The organism is Promicromonospora sp. NPDC050249 (genome assembly GCF_040656015.1).
GTDB lineage: Bacteria > Actinomycetota > Actinomycetes > Actinomycetales > Cellulomonadaceae > Promicromonospora.
The window spans coordinates 134,173-150,650 of the sequence record NZ_JBFAKY010000015.1; the positions used below are offsets into that span (position 1 = coordinate 134,173).

The following is a 16,478-nucleotide window of genomic DNA, read 5'->3' on the forward strand; positions in this document are numbered from 1 at the left end:
GGTCAGTCGCAGTGAGCCGTCAGGCCCTCCTCGGTACCGCCGGAGAGCTTCGAGGACTCGGCCACCTTGGCCATGATGCGGCCCAGCGTCGCGAACTCCTCGGGCTCCAGCGCATCGACCATGATGCGGCGCACCGCGGCGACGTGGCCGGGCGCCGCCACCTCGAGGGCCGCACGGCCGGCGTCGGTCATCGTGCAGTTCACACCGCGCCGGTCGCCCTCGGCGGCGCGGCGCTCGACCAGCCCGCGCGACTCCATCCGCGCGACCGTGTGCGTGAGCCGGCTGCGCGACAGCACGAGGCCGTCGGCGAGCGTCGACATCCGCATGGTGAGCTCCGGCGCCTCCGAGAGCTGCACCAGCAGGCTGTACTCGCCGAGGGAGAGGTCGAGGGTGCGGTCGTGGACCGCACCGAGCGCCTCGACGAAGCGTGCGGTGCCTTCGAGGTAGTGCCGCCAGGAGCCTTGCTGCTCCTCGGTCAGCCACAGGTCCTGCTGCTCGACCGTCTGCACCGCCATCTCGCCACCGCCTTCGTGCTGACTCGGACACCCTGGGAATACGTTACGGGACCCGCTATGTTGGACCTCATCGCGGGTAGTTGATCTCTAAACTATCCACCCACATCGCCGCACCAACAAGGAGTCCTCACTCATGGCCACCCCGCTTCCCGCCGGACTCACCACCGGCACCTACGACATCGACGCGTCCCACACCTCTGCGGCCTTCTCGGTCCGCCACGCGGGCATCGCCAAGGTGCGCGGCACCATCGCCGTCTCCTCCGGCACCATCACGGTCGGCGAGGACCTCGAGTCGTCGAGCGTCACCGCCGAGCTGGACGCACAGTCGGTCAACACGGGCGACGCCGGTCGTGACGGCCACCTGAAGAGCGCCGACTTCTGGCACGCCGACGAGAACCCCGCCTGGACCTTCTCGTCCACCGCCATCCGCCCCGAGGGCGACGCCTACATCATCTCGGGCGACCTGACCATCAACGGTGTCACCAAGGGCGTCGAGCTGGAGACCGAGTTCACCGGCACCGCCAAGGACCCGTTCGGCAACAACCGCGCCGGTTTCGAGGCCGCCCTCGAGATCAACCGCAAGGAGTTCGGCCTGACCTGGAACGCCTCGCTGGAGACCGGCGGCTTCCTGGTGGGCGACAAGGTGAAGATCACCCTGGACGTCAGCGCGATCGCCAAGGGCTGATCTCGCTCGGACATCTCGCTCAGACATAGCCCGTGCCGGCGACGGCACGGGCTATGTCTTTGATGTCGGCGGGCCGCACCCGACAGCACCCACCCACGATCCGCGCACCGTCAGCGACCCACTGTCGCGCCTGCTGACCCGGCTGCGCGGACCGCTCGGGCGAACCCGCCCAGCTGCGCCGCCCGGCATCCCAGCTCTCGCCGCTGTTCGGGTAGGCGATCACCGGCTTCCCGGTCACGGCACCTGCCGTGCCGACCGCCGCCGACACGTCGGACGGCGCACAGCAGTTGACCCCCACCGCCACGACCTCCGGCACGTCCCGGGCGATGGCGAACGCCTCGGCCAGCGGCTGCCCGGCGCGGGTGCGGTCGCCGTCGATGCTGTACGTCAGCCACACGGGGATGCCCATCCCGGAGATCACCGTCATCAGCGCTTCCGCCTCGTCCAGGTCCGGGATCGTCTCGAGCGCCAGCACGTCCGGTCCGGCATCGGCCAGCACTTCGAGCCGACGGCGGTGCCAGGCCGCCAGCTCGGCCACGCTCAGCCCGTACCGGCCCCGGTACTCCGATCCGTCGGCGAGCGCCGCGCCGTAGGGGCCCACCGAAGCCGCCACCCAGCGCTCGCGCCCGTCGTCGGCCACTTCGTCGCGGGCGGCCCGGGCGAGCTCGACGCTGTGCCGCAGCAGCCGCTCGGCGTCGTCCCGGCCGATCCCGCGTGCCTCGAAGCCGTCGAACGACGCCTGGTAGCTCGCCGTCGTCGCGATCACGGCCCCGGCGCGGAAGAACGCCAGGTGGGCGGCCTTGATCTCGTCGGGGGCGTCCGTCAGCAGCCGCGCCGACCACAGGTCGTCCGAGAGGTCGTTCCCGCGCGCTTCGAGCTCGGTCGCCAGACCGCCGTCCGTGACCAGGACCTTGTCGTCGTGTTCGAGGAATCCCACGAGGCGACCCTAAGGGTGCACGATCAACCACGTGGCGACCGCCGGCCGCACGCCCGCGTTCCGGATCCGGTGCGGCACCGAGCACGGATAGCTGATGGAGTCGCCGGCCGCCAGCACCACCTCGTCGTCGGCCAGCTCGACGGTGAGCTCGCCCGCCACGACGTTGCCGATCTCGTAGCCCTCGTGCTTGAACGGCTCGACGTCACCGAGCGTGGCCGTGGCACCGGGCGGGTAGACCGACTCGAAGAAGTCGAGGCCGCGGGTCGGGTTGGGTGAGAGCCGGCGGAACGTGACGCCGCCGTCGAGGGTCACCGGAGACGCCTCCCAGGCGCGGGTGACCGCGATCCCCGCGTGGTCGAGCTCCGTCGTCCCGCCGCGCGGCACGGCGACGGCGTCCGGCGGCTCGAACACGTCGGAGAGCGAGACTCCTAGCGCGTCGGTGATCGCGAGCAGACGCACGACCGAGGGGCGCATGACGTCCCGTTCGATCTGTGACACGGCGCTGGCCGAGATCCCGAGCGTCGCGGCGAGGCTGCGTGCGGACACACCACGCGCCACGCGGAGGCCGCGGAGCCGGGCACCGAGAGACGGTTCGGAGGACACCGCCGCATCGTACGAGTGCTCCTGGCCCCGCGTGGCCCTCACCCGCACGACACACCGGGCGACACGCCCCGGTTCACGCACCCGACACGCGCCGAAACACGTGTGAAGTGGTTACTGAACATGAGCCTTACGACGTGGTTACCCCGGGGAAACCAGCCGCCATCAGTTAACCCATAACTTCAGGTTCACCCAGCGATCACCCTTCGGAAGGCAGTGCTCATGACCGAGAACGCAGAGGTGGCGGCCTCCTCGGCGACCGCACCCCAGAACCCGCCCGGCGACGTCCCCGGCGGCGAGCACGACCTGGTCGAGGCCGCCGGGCACCCGGTCGGGTCCGGCAACGTCAAGCCCTCCTACGACCCCCGGCTCGCCAACGAGGACCTCGCGCCCCTGCGGGAGCAGAAATGGTCGTCGTACAACATCTTCGCCTTCTGGATGTCCGACGTGCACAGTGTCGGCGGCTACGTGACGGCCGGCAGCCTCTTCGCGCTCGGCATCGCGAGCTGGCAGGTGCTCCTGGCGCTGCTGGTCGGCATCGTCATCGTGCAGGTGTTCACCAACCTGGTCGCGAAGCCGAGCCAGAACACCGGGGTGCCGTACCCCGTGATCAACCGCGCCGTCTTCGGCGTCCGGGGCGCGAACATCCCGGCGATCATCCGAGGCCTCATCGCCGTCGCCTGGTACGGCGTGCAGACTTTCCTCGCCGCGCAGGCGCTGAACATCGTGTTCCTCAAGTTCATCCCCGCCAGCGCCGCACTCCTCGAGCCGGCATTCCTCGGGCTGAACGCCCTGGGCTGGATCTCGTACGCCGTGCTCTGGTTCGCCCAGGCGGCGCTGTTCTGGAACGGCATGGAGACCATCCGGCGGTTCATCGACTGGGCCGGCCCCGCGGTCTACGTCGTGATGATCGTGCTGGCGGTCTACCTCGTCTCGGAGGCGGGCTGGTCGAACATCAGCCTGGACCTCCACGAGGGCGAGCCGCTGACCGGGTGGGCCTCGGTAGGGGTCTTCTGCACGGCCGTCGCGATCGTCGTGTCCTACTTCTCCGGTCCCATGCTGAACTTCGGTGACTTCGCGCGGTACGGGCGCTCGTTCCAGGCCGTGAAGCGCGGCAACCTGCTGGGCCTGCCGGTCAACTTCCTGTTCTTCTCGCTCCTGACGGTGATCACGGCGTCGGCCACGGTCCCGGTGTTCGGCGAGCTCATCACCGACCCCATCCACACCGTCGAGCGCATCGACACCCCGTTCGCGATCCTGCTCGGCGGCCTCACCTTTGTGACCGCCACGGTCGGCATCAACATCGTCGCCAACTTCATCTCCCCCGCGTTCGACTTCTCCAACGTGGCCCCGCAGAAGATCAGCTGGCGCATGGGCGGCATGATCGCCGCGGTCGGGTCCGTGGTCCTGCTGCCCTGGAACTGGTACAACGACGCCGACGCGATCCACTACACGCTCGGTGTGCTCGGCGCCCTGATCGGCCCGCTGTTCGGCATCCTCATCGCCGGCTACTACTTCGCGGCGAAGCAGCGGGTGCTCGTCGACGACATGTTCACCATGTCGCCCGAGGGCGCGTACTGGTACACGAACGGCTACAACCGCAACGGCGTGCTCGCGATCTTCCTGGCCGGCGTGCCCACCGTGCTCCTCGGCGTGCTGCCCAAGCTCATCGCGGACCTCGGGTACTTCGACATCTCCTGGATCGGGAACTACACCTGGTTCATCGGGTGCGGCCTCGGCTTCGTCGCCTTCCGGTGGCTGGAACGGCTCAGCCCGCAGATCCCGTCGTTCGACGGCGTCACCGAGGGTGTGGCCGACGGCGCAGCGGGCACCAAGGCCTGACGGTGCGGATCCACCTCATCAACCCCAACACCTCCCGGGCGATGACCGCCAAGATCGCGGTCACCGCCCGGGAGGTCGCCGGGCCGGACGTCGCCGTCGTCGCCACCTGCCCGGACCCAGGTGCGGGCCCCGCCGCCGTCGAGAGCCACACCGACGAGGCGTGGGCCGCGCTCGTGGTGGCGCAGCAGGTCGCGGCCGCGGAGGCGGCCGACACCGGCCCCGCGGACGGCTACGCCGTCGCCTGCTTCGGCGACCCGGGCCTGGACGCCGCCCGCGAGCTGACGGACGGACCGGTCGTCGGGATCGCCGAGGCCGCGATGCACGTCGCGACCCTGTCGGGCCGCACGTTCGCGGTGGTCACCACGCTGTCGCGCACGCTGGGCCGCGCGCACGACCTGGTGCGGCGCTACGGCTTCGAGGAAGCGTGCGTCGCCATGTACGCCGCGGACGTCCCGGTCCTCGAGCTGGAGGACGCCGGCTCGGCGGCCCGGGAGGCGATCTCCGAGCTCTGCGAGCGTGCGGTCCGCGACGACGGCGCGGACACCGTGGTGCTCGGCTGCGCGGGCATGACCGACCTCTGCGCGGACCTCACCCAGCGCACGGGCGTCCCGGTGATCGACGGCGTGGCAGCCGCCGTGGGCCTGCTGTCCGGAATGGTCCGGATGGGCGTGGGAACGAGCAAACGCGACGAGTACGCGCCCCCACCCCGGCTACCGGGGAGCGGTTCGAGGATCTGACCCCTGTGACGCCTCGCGGTCCGCCGTCCACCATGGTCAGGAGCGTAGCTCCGCCGTCGCCGCGCGGCGCACCAGCACTACCCAGGCCACGAACCAAGGGACGGCCCATACGGCGGACATCATGGCCGCGCGGTCCAGGCCGGCAACGCCGAGCAGGTCCCGCGCTCCGGCGATGTCGTTCGTCGCGACTACCGAGATGCCGATGAGAACTACAGCGACGCCCAGCGGCACGACCCAGAGCGACATCACGACTCCCCGGGACCTGTCACTGCCACCTGGCCCGCCGTCGCCCAGCATCGTGTCGGTCCTGCGCATCACCGCGACCAGGATGACGGCGCCGATCGCGGCGGCCACCAGCACCACGCCGAGGATCACCGGGGCGACGATGGCCGGTGTCGACGTGCTGGCGTCGAACAGGGCAAAGACGAGGAACCCGATCGGGGCCAGGCCGACAAAGAACCATCCCCAGACGGCTCCGTGCCGTACGGACCACGGCAGCGTGATGAACGTCCTGGGGCGCCCGGCGAAGAGGTCTTCGTCCGTGTAGCCCGCGGGGTCCGCCGGATCATCGCCGGACGCGATCAGCAACCGGTCCGGCTGCCCGACACCGAGCCTGGCATCGGAGCGGATCGCCGCGACCCGCGCCCGGCGTTCGGCGTCGGTCAGGTCCTCCCCGGCGAAGCTGACGAGACGGCCCGTTCGCGGGTCCACGTGCTCCAGGTCGGCGGGACCCGTGCCCTGGACCAGCGTTGTGTAGCCCGCCGCATACTCCCTGGCCCCCCGGGTGTCGGCCACGCTGCCGAGCATCCGTGCCGTCGAGACCGCGGTCGCGCCGGGCAGCACGAAGAACATGGCCAGAAAGGCCTGGTCCGCGCCCCACAGCACCAGGCCGGCCACGAGGCAGACCATGCCGATCCCCAGGCACCAGTCCTGGATCAAGGACAGGCGGTGCGCGGAGACGCCCGATAGCGTCCTGCGCCCGATCCTCGGGTGCCACTCGTCAGTCACTCGGATCCCCCGGTCGGCCCGCACATCAGCACGGCCATTCCTACCAGCGAGAAACCGTCCAGAACGCTTCGCTGAGCCTCCCGGCCCAAGAATCACCCGGCGCCAATCAGGCCCCCGAAGGCTGAGTCAGAGCGCCGCGGCTCGCGTCGCCGCGTGGAACGCCAGGATCTGCAGCTCGCCGCCGACGTCGACCGAACGCACCACCACGTCGTCCGGCACCTGGAGCGCGACGGGCGCGAAGCTGAGGATCTCGCGTACGCCCGTGGCCACGACGGCGTCGGCCACGTCCTGCGCCACGTGACCCGGCAGGGCGAGCACGACCATGCTGACCCGCTCGCGCTCGATGATCTGCGCGACGTCGCGCACGTGCTCGACGGTCACCCCGGCCACCCGCGTGCCCACGACGTCGGGCGAGGCGTCGAGCAGCGCCACCACCTGGAAGCCCCGCGTCGTGTAGCCGGAGTAGTTCGCGAGGGCGTGCCCGAGGTTGCCGATGCCGACGATCGCCAGCCGGTGCTCGGTCTCGAGCCCCAGGGCGACCGTGATGTAGGAGGCGAGCGACTCGACGTCGTACCCGACGCCACGCGTGCCGAACGAACCCAGGTAGGACAGGTCCTTGCGCAGCTGCGCCGAGCTCACGCCCGAACGCTCGGCGAGCTCCGTCGACGAGGTGAGGGCCACCCCCTCGGCCGCGAGGTCCCGCAGGGCGCGCAGGTAGTACGGCAGCCTCCCTACGGTTGCTGCCGGAACTGTCCCGTCACTGAGTTCGACCACGTGCTGCTCCCCTCCCCGCGACCACTGTGTCGCGGGCGTACGCACACACTGCCGGGATGATCATGCCAGGAGGCGGGCCAGACGCGCACCGTCCACGCGCCAGAAACCTTGCTGGACCCCGTCCACCTCGACCACGGGGACGTAGTCCCCGTACTTCTCCCGCAGTGCGGGCGCGCTGTCGATGTCGACCTCACGCCATCGGGCTCCCGCGCCCTCGCACACCCGCACCACCACGGCGCGTGCGTCTTCGCACAGATGGCACGCCTCGCGTGTGTACAGGACTACCCGGGCATCGGCAGGACTTGTCACGACCCGAGGTTACGTCACGCGCGGGACCACTCGGTCCGTGTGCGGCAGCCGTCCGTCCGCCCACCGCACGCCCCAGGCCAGGACCAGGAAGACCACGGCGACGAGGGTGGCGTTGGTCAGCGCGGCGCCGTAGCCGAGCACGGTGACGTCGAGGAAGGGGTACGGGTACCAGCCCGTGGCGGCACCCCGGACGAAGGTGTAGACGAGCCACGCGATCGGGTAGACGACCGACCACCACACCGTCCGCACGCTCACGCGGGGCCTGGGTCCTACCCACAGCCAGACGACGACGGCGAGGAGCGGCGCCAGCACGTGCAGCATCGTGTTCGCCACGGCGCCCGACGGCGTCAGCGTCACCAGGCCGCGCAGCACCGTGTTGTAGACGATCCCGGTGACGGCGATGCACAGCAGCGCGTCGAGCCGCAGGACCCGAAAGAGCGGACCGTCGCGCCGCGGGTCCAGCGCCAGCGCCAGCGAGACGCCGCCGATCAGCAGGTTCGACTCGATGGTGAAGTAGCTGAAGAGCCGGACGATGCGCTCGGCGTGCGTGGGCGCGATACCCGGGCCGCTGACGATCGCGGTGACGAGCTCGATCGTGAAGCCGCCGAGGGCGAGCACGGCCACCAGCAGGTGGAGGACGCGCGCGAGGGTGGCCCGGTCCGGCCCGCTGATCTCTTGGCTCACGCCCCGGTTCTATCACCGGCCGCCCCTGCCTGCCCGGTGTGACCTGCACCTCGTGGCGCGCGGATAGAGTGGCCTCCATGCCGTCGACGCACCCCTCGTCCGCCACCGCGGCGTTCTTCGACGTCGACAACACGATCATCCGCGGTGCGAGCGCTTTTCACCTGGCCAAGTCCGCGTACCAGCGCAAGTTCTTCGGCACGCGGGACATCCTCAGGTTCGCCGTGATCCAGGCGCGCTACCTGGTGTGGGGCGAGAACAAGGAAGAGATCGACAAGGTGCGCAACCGCGCCCTGTCGCTCATCGCGGGCCGCAGCGTCGCGGAGATCGCCACCCTCGGCGAAGAGGTGTGGGACGCCGTCCTGTCGCTGCGGATCTATCCGGGCACGCGCCGCCTGCTCGACGAGCACATCGCGGCGGGCCACCAAGTCTGGCTCATCACCGCCACGCCCGTGGAGATCGCACAGCTCATCGCGCGCCGGCTCGGCGCGACGGGTGCGCTCGGCACCATCGCGGAGCACAAGGACGGGTTCTACACGGGCCGGCTCAACGGCGACCTGATGCACGGCCAGGCCAAGGCCGCCGCCATCGTCGAGCTCGCGGACCTGGAGGGCATCGACCTCGACGAGAGCTACGCGTACGGGGACTCGCTCAACGACCTGCCGATGATGGGCGCCGTGGGCCACCCGTGCCCGATCAACCCCGACCTGCGGCTGCGCCGGCACGCGCAGGAGGTGGGCTGGCCCATCCGGGAGTTCCGGGGCCGGTCGCAGCGCGCGGCGGGGCGCAGCGTGCGTACGGCTTCATGGGCCGGCGCCGCGTGGGTGCTGGGCCTGGTGCTGCGGGCGGCTCGCCGCCGCCTGCGCGGGCAGTAGCCCGTACGCAGACACGAAGAAGGCCCGGCCCACTAGTGGGCCGGGCCTGCTCGTCACGCGCCCGAGGGCGCGAGCGTCACTTCTTGTTGCGGCGCTGGTGGCGCGTCTTACGAAGCAGCTTGCGGTGCTTCTTCTTCGCCATACGCTTGCGGCGCTTCTTGATGACGGAGCCCATAGGTCCTCGCAATGTTCGATCGGTCGGCGGCAGCCCGACGACGGGCCGCTCAGCGAAATGGTCCACGGTTGGTCCGGGACAGTGACGCCAGAGAGTGACGATGGCCGACCAACACGAAAGGGAGTCCGCTCCCTAGGCTACCTGGTCTGACGCGCGCCCCGTAATCGGGGACGGTGTGAGGTGCGCCGAGCCCTTCCCGGGCCCCACCCGAACCCGCCCCGAGGCCCGGTTCACGGCCTCGCGGCGAACCGTTCGAGGAGGTCGGCATGGCCCGAGCAGACCAGCAGGTCGTTGGAGGAGATCCGCGTCTCCGGCGTCGCGTAGACGAAGTCGACACCCGGTGACTTCACGCCGATCACCGTGATGCCGTACCGCTTGCGGATGTTGGACTGCGCGAGCGTGAAGCCCTGTGCCTCCTTGGGCGGGCGCATCTTCACGATGGTGAAGCCGTCCTCGACCTCGATGTAGTCGAGCAGCTTGCCGCTCACGAGGTGGGCGACGCGCGAACCCGCGTCGGCCTCCGGGAAGACGACGTGGTGGGCGCCGATACGGGTCAGGATGCGGCCGTGCTCCGCCGAGATCGCCTTGGCCCAGATCTGGGGCGTGCCGAGATCCACCAGGTTGCCCGTGATCAGCACGGACGCCTCGAGCGACGAGCCGACGCCGACCACCGCCACGCCGAAGTCCTTGGCGCCGAGCTGCTCCAGCGCCTCCGGGTTGGACGCGTCGGCCTCCACCAGCGGCAGGCGCCCGGACCACTGGGCCACCAGGATCGGGTCCTGCTCGACGGCGAGCACGTCCTGGCCGAGCCGGTCCAGGGTCGCGCCGATCGACGACCCGAACCGGCCGAGGCCGATCACCAGCACACCCGCATCCCGCTCGGGCTTCTTCTCCGGCACGGTATTCCTCTCTGTCAACCGATGTTGTCTGTCGGGTGAGACCTGCGTTCCGTTCCGGCCTCACCCGATGATCGGTCGTTCCTCGGGGAAGCGTACGATGCGTCGCCGGTCGCGCAGCGCAAGCACCGCGACCACCGTGACCGCTCCGGTGCGCCCCACGAACATGAGCAGGGCCAGCACGTATTTTCCGGCGTCGGGCAGGTCGAACGTGATGCCTGTAGACAGGCCGACGGTCGCGAACGCCGAGAGCACCTCGAACAGCACCTGCGACAGCGGCAGGTCCGTGACCTCCAGCAGCGCGATGCACGAGACGAGGACGATGCTCGCGCCCGTGAACACCACCGCGATGGACAGTCGCAGGACGTCACGCGGGATGCGGCGTCCGAACGCCTCGATGTCACGGTCACCGCGCGCCTCGGCGACGATCGCCAGCAGCATGACGGCGAGCGTGGTCACCTTGATACCCCCGGCGGTCGACGCCGACCCACCACCCACGAACATCAGGGCGTCCTGGATGAGCCAGCTCGACTCCGTCATGGCGCCGACGTCGACCGTGCTGAACCCGCCCGAGCGCGGCATGATCCCGGCGAAGAGGGCGGCCAGCAGCTTCTCCCCGAGGGTCAGGGGCCCGAACGTGTCCGGGTTGGTCCACTCCAGCACCAGCAGCAGCAGCGCGCCGACGACGAGCAGCGCGCCGCTCGTCACGAGCGTGAGCTTGCTGTGCAGGGAGAGCCGCTTGGTCCAGTTGTGCCAGCGCTGGCCCGGCCGGGGCAGCGCGCGCTGGATGTTGAGGATCACCGGAAAGCCGAGCGCGCCGATGAACACCCCGAGAGCGATCGGCAGCAGGAGCGCCCAGTCGCCGACGTGCGGCATCAAACCCTCGGTCGTGGGCACGAAGCCGGCGTTGTTGAACGCGGAGATCCCGTAGAAGAGCGCGTGCCAGGCGGCGGTGCCGACGTTCTCCTCGATGACGACCAGCCGGGGGAAGATCAGCAGGGCGATCGACAGCTCGAGCGTGGTGGCGGTGATGATGATGACCCGGATCAGCGAGCCGACCTCGCCCAGCCGGGTCGTCTTGGTCTCCGACGCCGTGAGCAGCTTCTGGGTCAGCCCGATCTTGCGCGACACGATCATGCCGAGCAGGGAGGCGACGGTCATGATCCCGAAGCCGCCGACCTTGATGCCCGCGAGGATGACGATCTGCCCGTACAGGGACCAGTAGGTGGCGGTGTCCTGGACCACGAGCCCTGTCACGCACACGGCGGAGACAGCGGTGAACAGGGCGTCGACCAGGCGAGCACCCTCGCCGTCGGCGGTCGCGAACGGCACCATCAGGAGGATCGCGAACAGCACGACCACACACGCGAAGACGGTGACCGCCAGTCGCGCCGGCGCCCGGAAGGCGAGCTCGTCGACGAGCTCCCGCAGCCCGAACAGCCGGTTCCGCAGGCTCCCCGCCATCCGTTCCGCTCCCTCCACCAGGTCTTGCCGATCGACGCCCTACTCTGCCACGCCGCGGGAGCCGATCTGAGCAGAAACCCTCCGCCGGCCGCCGGTCCGTTACCGTGGGCGGGTGCACCTCGCCCGGCTGGTCTGGAGTCCGCGACTGCTCGAGTACGACTTCGGACCCGGGCATCCCATGTCGCCCACCCGCCTCGACCTCACGATGCGGCTCATCGAGGCGCTCGGCCTGCTGGACCAGCCCACGCTCGAGCTGGCGGACGCCGAGCCGGCGTCCGACGCCGTGATCGAGACGGTGCACGACGCCGACTACGTGGCCGCCGTCCGGCACGCGGGGACGACGCTGGAGCCGGACGTGGCGCGCGGGCTGGGCACCGACGACGACCCGTTGTTCGCCGGGATGCACGAGGCCGCCGCGCGGCAGCTGGGCGGGTCCGTCGACCTCGCCGATGCGCTCTGGAGCGGCGAGATCGCGCACGGCGTGAACATCGCCGGCGGCATGCACCACGCGATGCCTGGTGCGGCCTCGGGCTTCTGCGTCTACAACGACGCCGCTGCAGCCATCCGCCGTCTGCTGGACCGGGGCGCGGAGCGGGTCGCCTACCTGGACTTCGACGCCCATCACGGCGACGGGGTGGAGGCGATCTTCTGGGACGACCCCCGTGTGCTGACGGTCTCCGTCCACGAGGACGGCCGCACCCTGTTCCCGGGGACCGGCGCCTCCGCCGACGTCGGACAGGGTTCCGCAGAGGGCAGCGTCGTCAACATCCCGGTCCCCGCGCGGACCGACGGCCCGGCCTGGCTGCGGGCGATCGACGCCGTCGTGCCCGCCCTGGTGCGGGAGCACCGGCCGCAGGTGATCGTGTCCCAGCACGGCTGCGACGCCCACGGGCGGGACCCGCTCTCCAACCTGAACGTGTCGGTGGACGCGCAGTGGACCGCGCAGCACTGGACGCACACCCTGGCGCACGAGCACGCCGACGGCCGCTGGCTGGCCCTCGGCGGTGGCGGCTACGCGGTGTCCGACGTCGTCCCGCTCGCCTGGGCGGCGCTCGTCGCCGAGGCCGCGCACGTACCACTGGAACGCGGTGCCGAGCTGCCCGGGGAGTGGCGCACGGCGGTCGAGGCGATGGGCTTCGAGGCCGCACGCACGCTGGGCTCCGGTGAGGTGGCGTTCCGCGGCTGGAGCGACGGCTACGACCCGGCCGACGCCGTGGACCGCGCGGTCCAGGCCACCCGCCGCGCGGTGTTCCCCCTGCACGGCCTGGACCCGCTCCTGGACTGACCTGGGTGTTCGTGTGAGGTTCAGGTTCGCGTCATCCGGGTGCGGGAGCCTCGGGCCCATGCGACGTCGCTTTGCCGCCCTGCCGGCCGCCCTGCTGCTCCTGTCCACCATGGTCCCGGCCTCGGCCGCCGCGAGCGGCGGGCACGACCGGCCGACGTCGGCCACCGCCACCGTCACCACCTCGGTGGAGACGCCTCCCCTGTACGACGACGAGGCCGGCGGCAACGCGTCGGGCGACGACCCCGCGATCTGGGTCCACCCGAAGGACTCGGACCGGTCGCTCGTCGTCACGACGGCCAAGGAGGGCGGCCTGCGCGTCTACTCCGTCGCCGCGCGCGAGCTGCAGTCGCTCGCGGCGACGGCCGCCCCGCGCGCGGACGGCGTCCCGGGCCGGTACAACAACGTGGACATCGCCTACGGCCTGGACGTGGCCGGCCGGAAGACCGATGTCGCCGTCGTCTCGGACCGGTACAACGACCAGATCCGCTTCTTCGCCATCGACCCGGCCGGGGCCAAGGCCGCTCAGCCCCTCACCGAGGTGACCGCGCCCGAGCTGGAGTTCCTGTTCAGCCCGGACCGCAAGACGGTCGCCGAGGACCAGACGGCATACGGCCTGGCGGTCTACCAGCGCCACGGCCGGACGTACGCGGTGGTGACGCAGGAGGGCAGCACCACCATCGCCACGGCCCGGATCACCACCGGCCCGGACGGCGTCGGCTACACCGACGTCGAGCACCTGGCGATGCCCGGCGAGTTCCCGCTGCCCGACGGCACCACCTGGGTGCCGTGCGAGGAGCCGGGCGTGGCACCGCAGCTGGAGGGGCTGGCCGTCGACCGCCGCACCGGCACGCTGTACGCCGCGCAGGAGGACGTCGGCCTGTGGCGGGTTCAGCTCCCCCTCGGCTCGGGCGAGCCGCGGCTCGTGGACCGGGTGAAGGACTTCGGCGTGCACGACGCCTATGACCCTGAGACCGAGGAGTGCGCCCCGGTGGACCCTGCGGCGCCGTCGTACGGGGGCAAGAACCTGACGGCCGACGCCGAGGGCGTGGACATCTGGTACGGCCCCGGCCGCAAGGGCTACGTGATCGTGTCCAGCCAGGGTGACGACACCTACGGCGTCTACGACCTGCGCGGCCACAACCGGGCGCTCGGTACCTTCCGGGTGGCGGGCGACGGCGTGGACGACGTCAACGGGTCGGACGGCCTCGCGGTCTCCAACGCGCCGGTGGGCGAGTACCGGTCCGGGCTGCTGGTCACGCACGACGAGCCGGAGACGGGCTCCGACGTCGACCCGGACCGCGAGGAGGACGCCACGGGCTTCTCGTACGTCCACTGGGGCGACGTGGCAAAGGCGCTCCGCCTCCGCTGACACGCCACCGTTGGTCGAGCTTGTCGAGACTCAGGTCTCGACACGCTCGACCAACGACCTTCAGGGGGTACGACGCCGGAGGGTGAGCACACCCAGCAGCACCGCACCCACGATGAACAGGACGATCACGCCGACGGCGCCGCGGATGTCCGCCCACTCGTCGCCCGCCGCGAGCGACGTCATCGCCTCTATCGCATAGGTGAGCGGGAACGCGCGGGACAGCCACTCCAGCACCTGCGGCATCTGGTCGCGCGGCATGAGCAGGCCGCACGTGATGAGCTGCGGGAACAGGATGGCCGGCATCATCTGGACCGCCTGGAACTCGCTGCGGGCCAGCGCGGAGGCGGCAAGGCCGAGCGTGCACCCGAGGATCGCGTCGAGCAGCGCGACCACGACGACGAGGCCGAGCGGACCTGCGACGTCCATCCCGACGAGCAGGGCGAAACCGACCACCACGAGCGCCTGGACGAGCGCCAGCGTCGCGAACGCCAGGCCGTAGCCGGCCACGAAGTCGCCCTTGCGGATGGGCGTCGTCATGAGCCGCTCCAGCGTGCCCGACTGCCGTTCGCGCAGGGTCGCCACGCTCGTCACCAAGAACATCACGATGAGCGGGAACAGGCCGACCAGCATCGGGCCGAACCTGTCGAGCACCTGGGGCTGGTCGTCGAACATCCAGGCGATCAGGCCGATCAGCAGGCAGGGCAGCAGGATGATCAGGGCCACCGTGCGGTGGTCGCCGCGCAGCTGGGACAGCACGCGGCTCGCGGTGGCGAGGGTCAGGTTCATCGCGCCGTCTCCTCGGTGGTCTCGCCGGCGCCGCCCGCCGGCTCGCCGGCGGCATCGATCAGGGCCAGGAACGCGCGCTCGGCGTCGGGTGCCCCGGTGGAGGCCAGCAGGTCGTCGGGGGTGGTGTCGGCGACGAGCGCACCGGACCGCATGAGGAGCAGCCGGTCGCACTGCACCGCCTCGTCCATCACGTGGCTGGACACCAGGAGCGTGCACCCGGCTGCCGCGAGCCTCCGGAACACGGCCCACAGGTCGCGGCGGAGCACCGGGTCGAGGCCCACCGTCGGCTCGTCCAGCACGAGCAGCTCGGGCCCGCCGACCAGCGCAGCGGCCAGGGAGACCCGGGAGCGCTCGCCGCCCGAGAGCGTGCCGACCCGCTGCTTCTCGTGCCCACCGAGGTCGACGGTGGCCACGGCGGTCGCCACTGCCTCGGCGGGCGAGGGAACGCCGGCCAGAGCAGCGAAGTACCTGAGGTTCTGCGCGACGGTGAGGTCGGTGTAGACGCTGGCGTCCTGCGTCATGTAGCCGACCCGGCGCCGCAGCGCCGGGGTACCGGCCGCGCTGCCGAGCACCTCCACCGTGCCGGTCACGCGGTCCTGCACGCCCACGACGGAGCGCATGAGCGTCGTCTTGCCGGAGCCGGACGGCCCCATCAGCCCGACGACGGATCCGGCCGGAACCGCGACGTCCAGCCCGTCGATGATCGGCCGTCCGCCGCGGACCACCCGCAGGTCGTGGATGACCACCGCGTTTTTCCTCATGTGAGGAATTATGCTCCCGCGTCCGGCTACGGCGCAAGGTCTCCCGTGAGGTAGCGCTGGATGGTGGGGCCTGCGAGCACCGCGACCTCTGCAGGCGCCATCGAGGCGATGGGCTCCACCGGGACGAGGAACCGCGTCATCATCAGCCCCGCCATCTGGGAGGCCACGAGGGCGGTGCGCAGCGGGGCGTCGGGCGCGTCGAGCGTGCGCATCACCGGGCCGAGGATCGCCGCGCCGATGAACTGGGGCAGCAGCCCGCGCAATCCTGGGTCGGCCATGACGGCGGGTATCACCACGCGCACCGTCGTACCGCCGTCGTACTCCCACGCGCTGAGCACCGTCTCGACGAGGCGCTCCCCCAGGGTCTCCACCGGGCCGTCCACGACCCGCTCCATCAGCGTGTCCGGCTCGATCTCCGTGACGCCGAGCGTGGCCGTCAGCAGCCGCGCCTTGTCGGCGAACCAGTGCCGCACGGTGCCCGGGTCGACGCCGGCCCGCCGGGCAACCGACCGCAGGGACGCCGCCTCGTACCCGCGCTCCAGGAACTCCGCCCGGGCGGCGGTCAGGATGTCGGCGCGCGCGTCCTGCCCGGCAGGACGCCGTCCGCGGCGCGAGGGAGGAGCGAGATCGGCCATCCCGCCATTCTCGCCCAGGCACGACGACGCGAGGGTCTCGACAGCTCGACCACCGTGGAGCAGCACCTGCGAGCCGAACGCGGCGAGCAGCTCGTCGCCCATGGCGACCGGCGTGCGTTCCGCGCGGGGCGCGGCGGGTCCCAG

Annotated in this window: 19 protein-coding genes; 6 read left to right on the forward strand and 13 right to left on the reverse strand. The window is 71.0% G+C overall.

Annotated features, from left to right (window positions below; translation table 11 throughout):
- Positions 1–2: 2 nt before the first annotated feature.
- Entirely contained in the window at positions 3–515 is a 513-nt protein-coding gene (locus tag AB0I32_RS14575) for a MarR family transcriptional regulator (protein ID WP_357507086.1), read from the reverse strand.
- Positions 516–648: 133 nt separating this feature from the next.
- Between AB0I32_RS14575 and AB0I32_RS14580 the strand changes: the two genes are divergently transcribed.
- On the forward strand, positions 649–1,200 hold the full coding sequence (locus AB0I32_RS14580; RefSeq protein WP_357507088.1) for a YceI family protein: 552 nt from the start codon (positions 649–651) through the stop codon (positions 1,198–1,200).
- A gap of 19 nt (positions 1,201–1,219) precedes the next feature.
- Here AB0I32_RS14580 and mmuM read toward each other — a convergent pair whose 3' ends face one another.
- Both mmuM and AB0I32_RS14590 read right to left on the reverse strand, forming a co-directional pair.
- Complete coding sequence (mmuM, locus tag AB0I32_RS14585; protein ID WP_357507090.1) at positions 1,220–2,137, reverse strand: homocysteine S-methyltransferase; 918 nt, start codon at positions 2,135–2,137, stop codon at positions 1,220–1,222.
- A 9-nt stretch (positions 2,138–2,146) separates the two neighbouring features.
- Complete coding sequence (locus AB0I32_RS14590) at positions 2,147–2,740, reverse strand: cupin domain-containing protein (RefSeq protein WP_357507092.1); 594 nt, start codon at positions 2,738–2,740, stop codon at positions 2,147–2,149.
- 219 nt (positions 2,741–2,959) lie between these two features.
- Between AB0I32_RS14590 and AB0I32_RS14595 the strand changes: the two genes are divergently transcribed.
- Positions 2,960–4,579: an NCS1 family nucleobase:cation symporter-1 gene (locus AB0I32_RS14595; protein ID WP_357507094.1), complete on the forward strand. Its 1,620-nt coding sequence runs from the start codon at positions 2,960–2,962 to the stop codon at positions 4,577–4,579.
- Between the two features lie 2 nt (positions 4,580–4,581).
- Positions 4,582–5,316: an aspartate/glutamate racemase family protein gene (locus tag AB0I32_RS14600; protein ID WP_357507096.1), complete on the forward strand. Its 735-nt coding sequence runs from the start codon at positions 4,582–4,584 to the stop codon at positions 5,314–5,316.
- 36 nt (positions 5,317–5,352) lie between these two features.
- Here the strand turns inward: AB0I32_RS14600 and AB0I32_RS14605 are convergent, their stop codons facing one another.
- The 4 genes from AB0I32_RS14605 to AB0I32_RS14620 form a co-directional block, all read right to left on the reverse strand.
- On the reverse strand, positions 5,353–6,324 hold the full coding sequence (locus AB0I32_RS14605) for a hypothetical protein (RefSeq protein WP_357507098.1): 972 nt from the start codon (positions 6,322–6,324) through the stop codon (positions 5,353–5,355).
- Between the two features lie 126 nt (positions 6,325–6,450).
- Positions 6,451–7,098 (reverse strand): redox-sensing transcriptional repressor Rex, encoded by a 648-nt coding sequence (locus AB0I32_RS14610; protein WP_357507100.1) that lies wholly within the window; start codon positions 7,096–7,098, stop codon positions 6,451–6,453.
- A gap of 60 nt (positions 7,099–7,158) precedes the next feature.
- Entirely contained in the window at positions 7,159–7,407 is a 249-nt protein-coding gene (locus AB0I32_RS14615) for a glutaredoxin family protein (protein WP_357456393.1), read from the reverse strand.
- Between the two features lie 9 nt (positions 7,408–7,416).
- Positions 7,417–8,091 (reverse strand): Pr6Pr family membrane protein, encoded by a 675-nt coding sequence (locus AB0I32_RS14620; protein ID WP_357507102.1) that lies wholly within the window; start codon positions 8,089–8,091, stop codon positions 7,417–7,419.
- A 77-nt stretch (positions 8,092–8,168) separates the two neighbouring features.
- Here AB0I32_RS14620 and AB0I32_RS14625 point away from each other — a divergent pair, with 77 nt between their 5' ends.
- Positions 8,169–8,963, forward strand: a complete 795-nt coding sequence (locus AB0I32_RS14625; RefSeq protein WP_357507104.1) for an HAD-IB family hydrolase — start codon at positions 8,169–8,171, stop codon at positions 8,961–8,963.
- Between the two features lie 76 nt (positions 8,964–9,039).
- On the opposite strand, the gene AB0I32_RS14630 is transcribed toward AB0I32_RS14625, so the two are convergent.
- The 3 genes from AB0I32_RS14630 to AB0I32_RS14640 form a co-directional block, all read right to left on the reverse strand.
- Positions 9,040–9,138, reverse strand: a complete 99-nt coding sequence (locus AB0I32_RS14630; protein ID WP_003792170.1) for an AURKAIP1/COX24 domain-containing protein — start codon at positions 9,136–9,138, stop codon at positions 9,040–9,042.
- 230 nt (positions 9,139–9,368) lie between these two features.
- On the reverse strand, positions 9,369–10,037 hold the full coding sequence (locus tag AB0I32_RS14635) for a TrkA family potassium uptake protein (protein ID WP_357507106.1): 669 nt from the start codon (positions 10,035–10,037) through the stop codon (positions 9,369–9,371).
- A gap of 60 nt (positions 10,038–10,097) precedes the next feature.
- A complete protein-coding gene (locus AB0I32_RS14640; RefSeq protein ID WP_357507108.1) occupies positions 10,098–11,498 on the reverse strand; it encodes a potassium transporter TrkG in 1,401 nt (466 codons plus the stop codon).
- Between the two features lie 112 nt (positions 11,499–11,610).
- Between AB0I32_RS14640 and AB0I32_RS14645 the strand changes: the two genes are divergently transcribed.
- Both AB0I32_RS14645 and AB0I32_RS14650 read left to right on the forward strand, forming a co-directional pair.
- Complete coding sequence (locus AB0I32_RS14645) at positions 11,611–12,783, forward strand: acetoin utilization protein AcuC (protein WP_357507110.1); 1,173 nt, start codon at positions 11,611–11,613, stop codon at positions 12,781–12,783.
- Between the two features lie 58 nt (positions 12,784–12,841).
- Positions 12,842–14,152 carry a phytase gene (locus AB0I32_RS14650; protein WP_357507112.1) on the forward strand — a complete coding sequence of 437 codons (1,311 nt, stop codon included), beginning with the start codon at positions 12,842–12,844 and terminating at the stop codon, positions 14,150–14,152.
- Between the two features lie 60 nt (positions 14,153–14,212).
- On the opposite strand, the gene AB0I32_RS14655 is transcribed toward AB0I32_RS14650, so the two are convergent.
- The 3 genes from AB0I32_RS14655 to AB0I32_RS14665 form a co-directional block, all read right to left on the reverse strand.
- The gene (locus tag AB0I32_RS14655; RefSeq protein ID WP_357507114.1) at positions 14,213–14,938 is read right to left on the reverse strand and encodes an ABC transporter permease; all 726 of its coding nucleotides are present in this window, start codon (positions 14,936–14,938) and stop codon (positions 14,213–14,215) included.
- Complete coding sequence (locus tag AB0I32_RS14660; RefSeq protein ID WP_357507116.1) at positions 14,935–15,699, reverse strand: ABC transporter ATP-binding protein; 765 nt, start codon at positions 15,697–15,699, stop codon at positions 14,935–14,937. The genes AB0I32_RS14655 and AB0I32_RS14660 overlap by 4 nt, the downstream gene beginning before the upstream one ends.
- A gap of 26 nt (positions 15,700–15,725) precedes the next feature.
- Positions 15,726–16,478 (reverse strand): TetR family transcriptional regulator (locus tag AB0I32_RS14665; protein WP_357507118.1); only part of this gene is annotated, 753 nt, incomplete at its 5' end.

Excerpts from the sequence above, each read along its gene's own strand:
- AB0I32_RS14575 (WP_357507086.1), bottom strand. The coding sequence starts at position 515 with ATGGCGGTGCAGACGGTCGAGCAGCAGGACCTGTGGCTGACCGAGGAG.
- AB0I32_RS14580 (WP_357507088.1), top strand. The coding sequence starts at position 649 with ATGGCCACCCCGCTTCCCGCCGGACTCACCACCGGCACCTACGACATC.
- AB0I32_RS14595 (WP_357507094.1), top strand. The coding sequence starts at position 2,960 with ATGACCGAGAACGCAGAGGTGGCGGCCTCCTCGGCGACCGCACCCCAG.
- AB0I32_RS14625 (WP_357507104.1), top strand. The coding sequence starts at position 8,169 with ATGCCGTCGACGCACCCCTCGTCCGCCACCGCGGCGTTCTTCGACGTC.
- AB0I32_RS14630 (WP_003792170.1), bottom strand. The coding sequence starts at position 9,138 with ATGGGCTCCGTCATCAAGAAGCGCCGCAAGCGTATGGCGAAGAAGAAG.
- AB0I32_RS14640 (WP_357507108.1), bottom strand. The coding sequence starts at position 11,498 with ATGGCGGGGAGCCTGCGGAACCGGCTGTTCGGGCTGCGGGAGCTCGTC.
- AB0I32_RS14650 (WP_357507112.1), top strand. The coding sequence starts at position 12,842 with ATGCGACGTCGCTTTGCCGCCCTGCCGGCCGCCCTGCTGCTCCTGTCC.
- AB0I32_RS14655 (WP_357507114.1), bottom strand. The coding sequence starts at position 14,938 with ATGAACCTGACCCTCGCCACCGCGAGCCGCGTGCTGTCCCAGCTGCGC.
- AB0I32_RS14660 (WP_357507116.1), bottom strand. The coding sequence starts at position 15,699 with ATGAGGAAAAACGCGGTGGTCATCCACGACCTGCGGGTGGTCCGCGGC.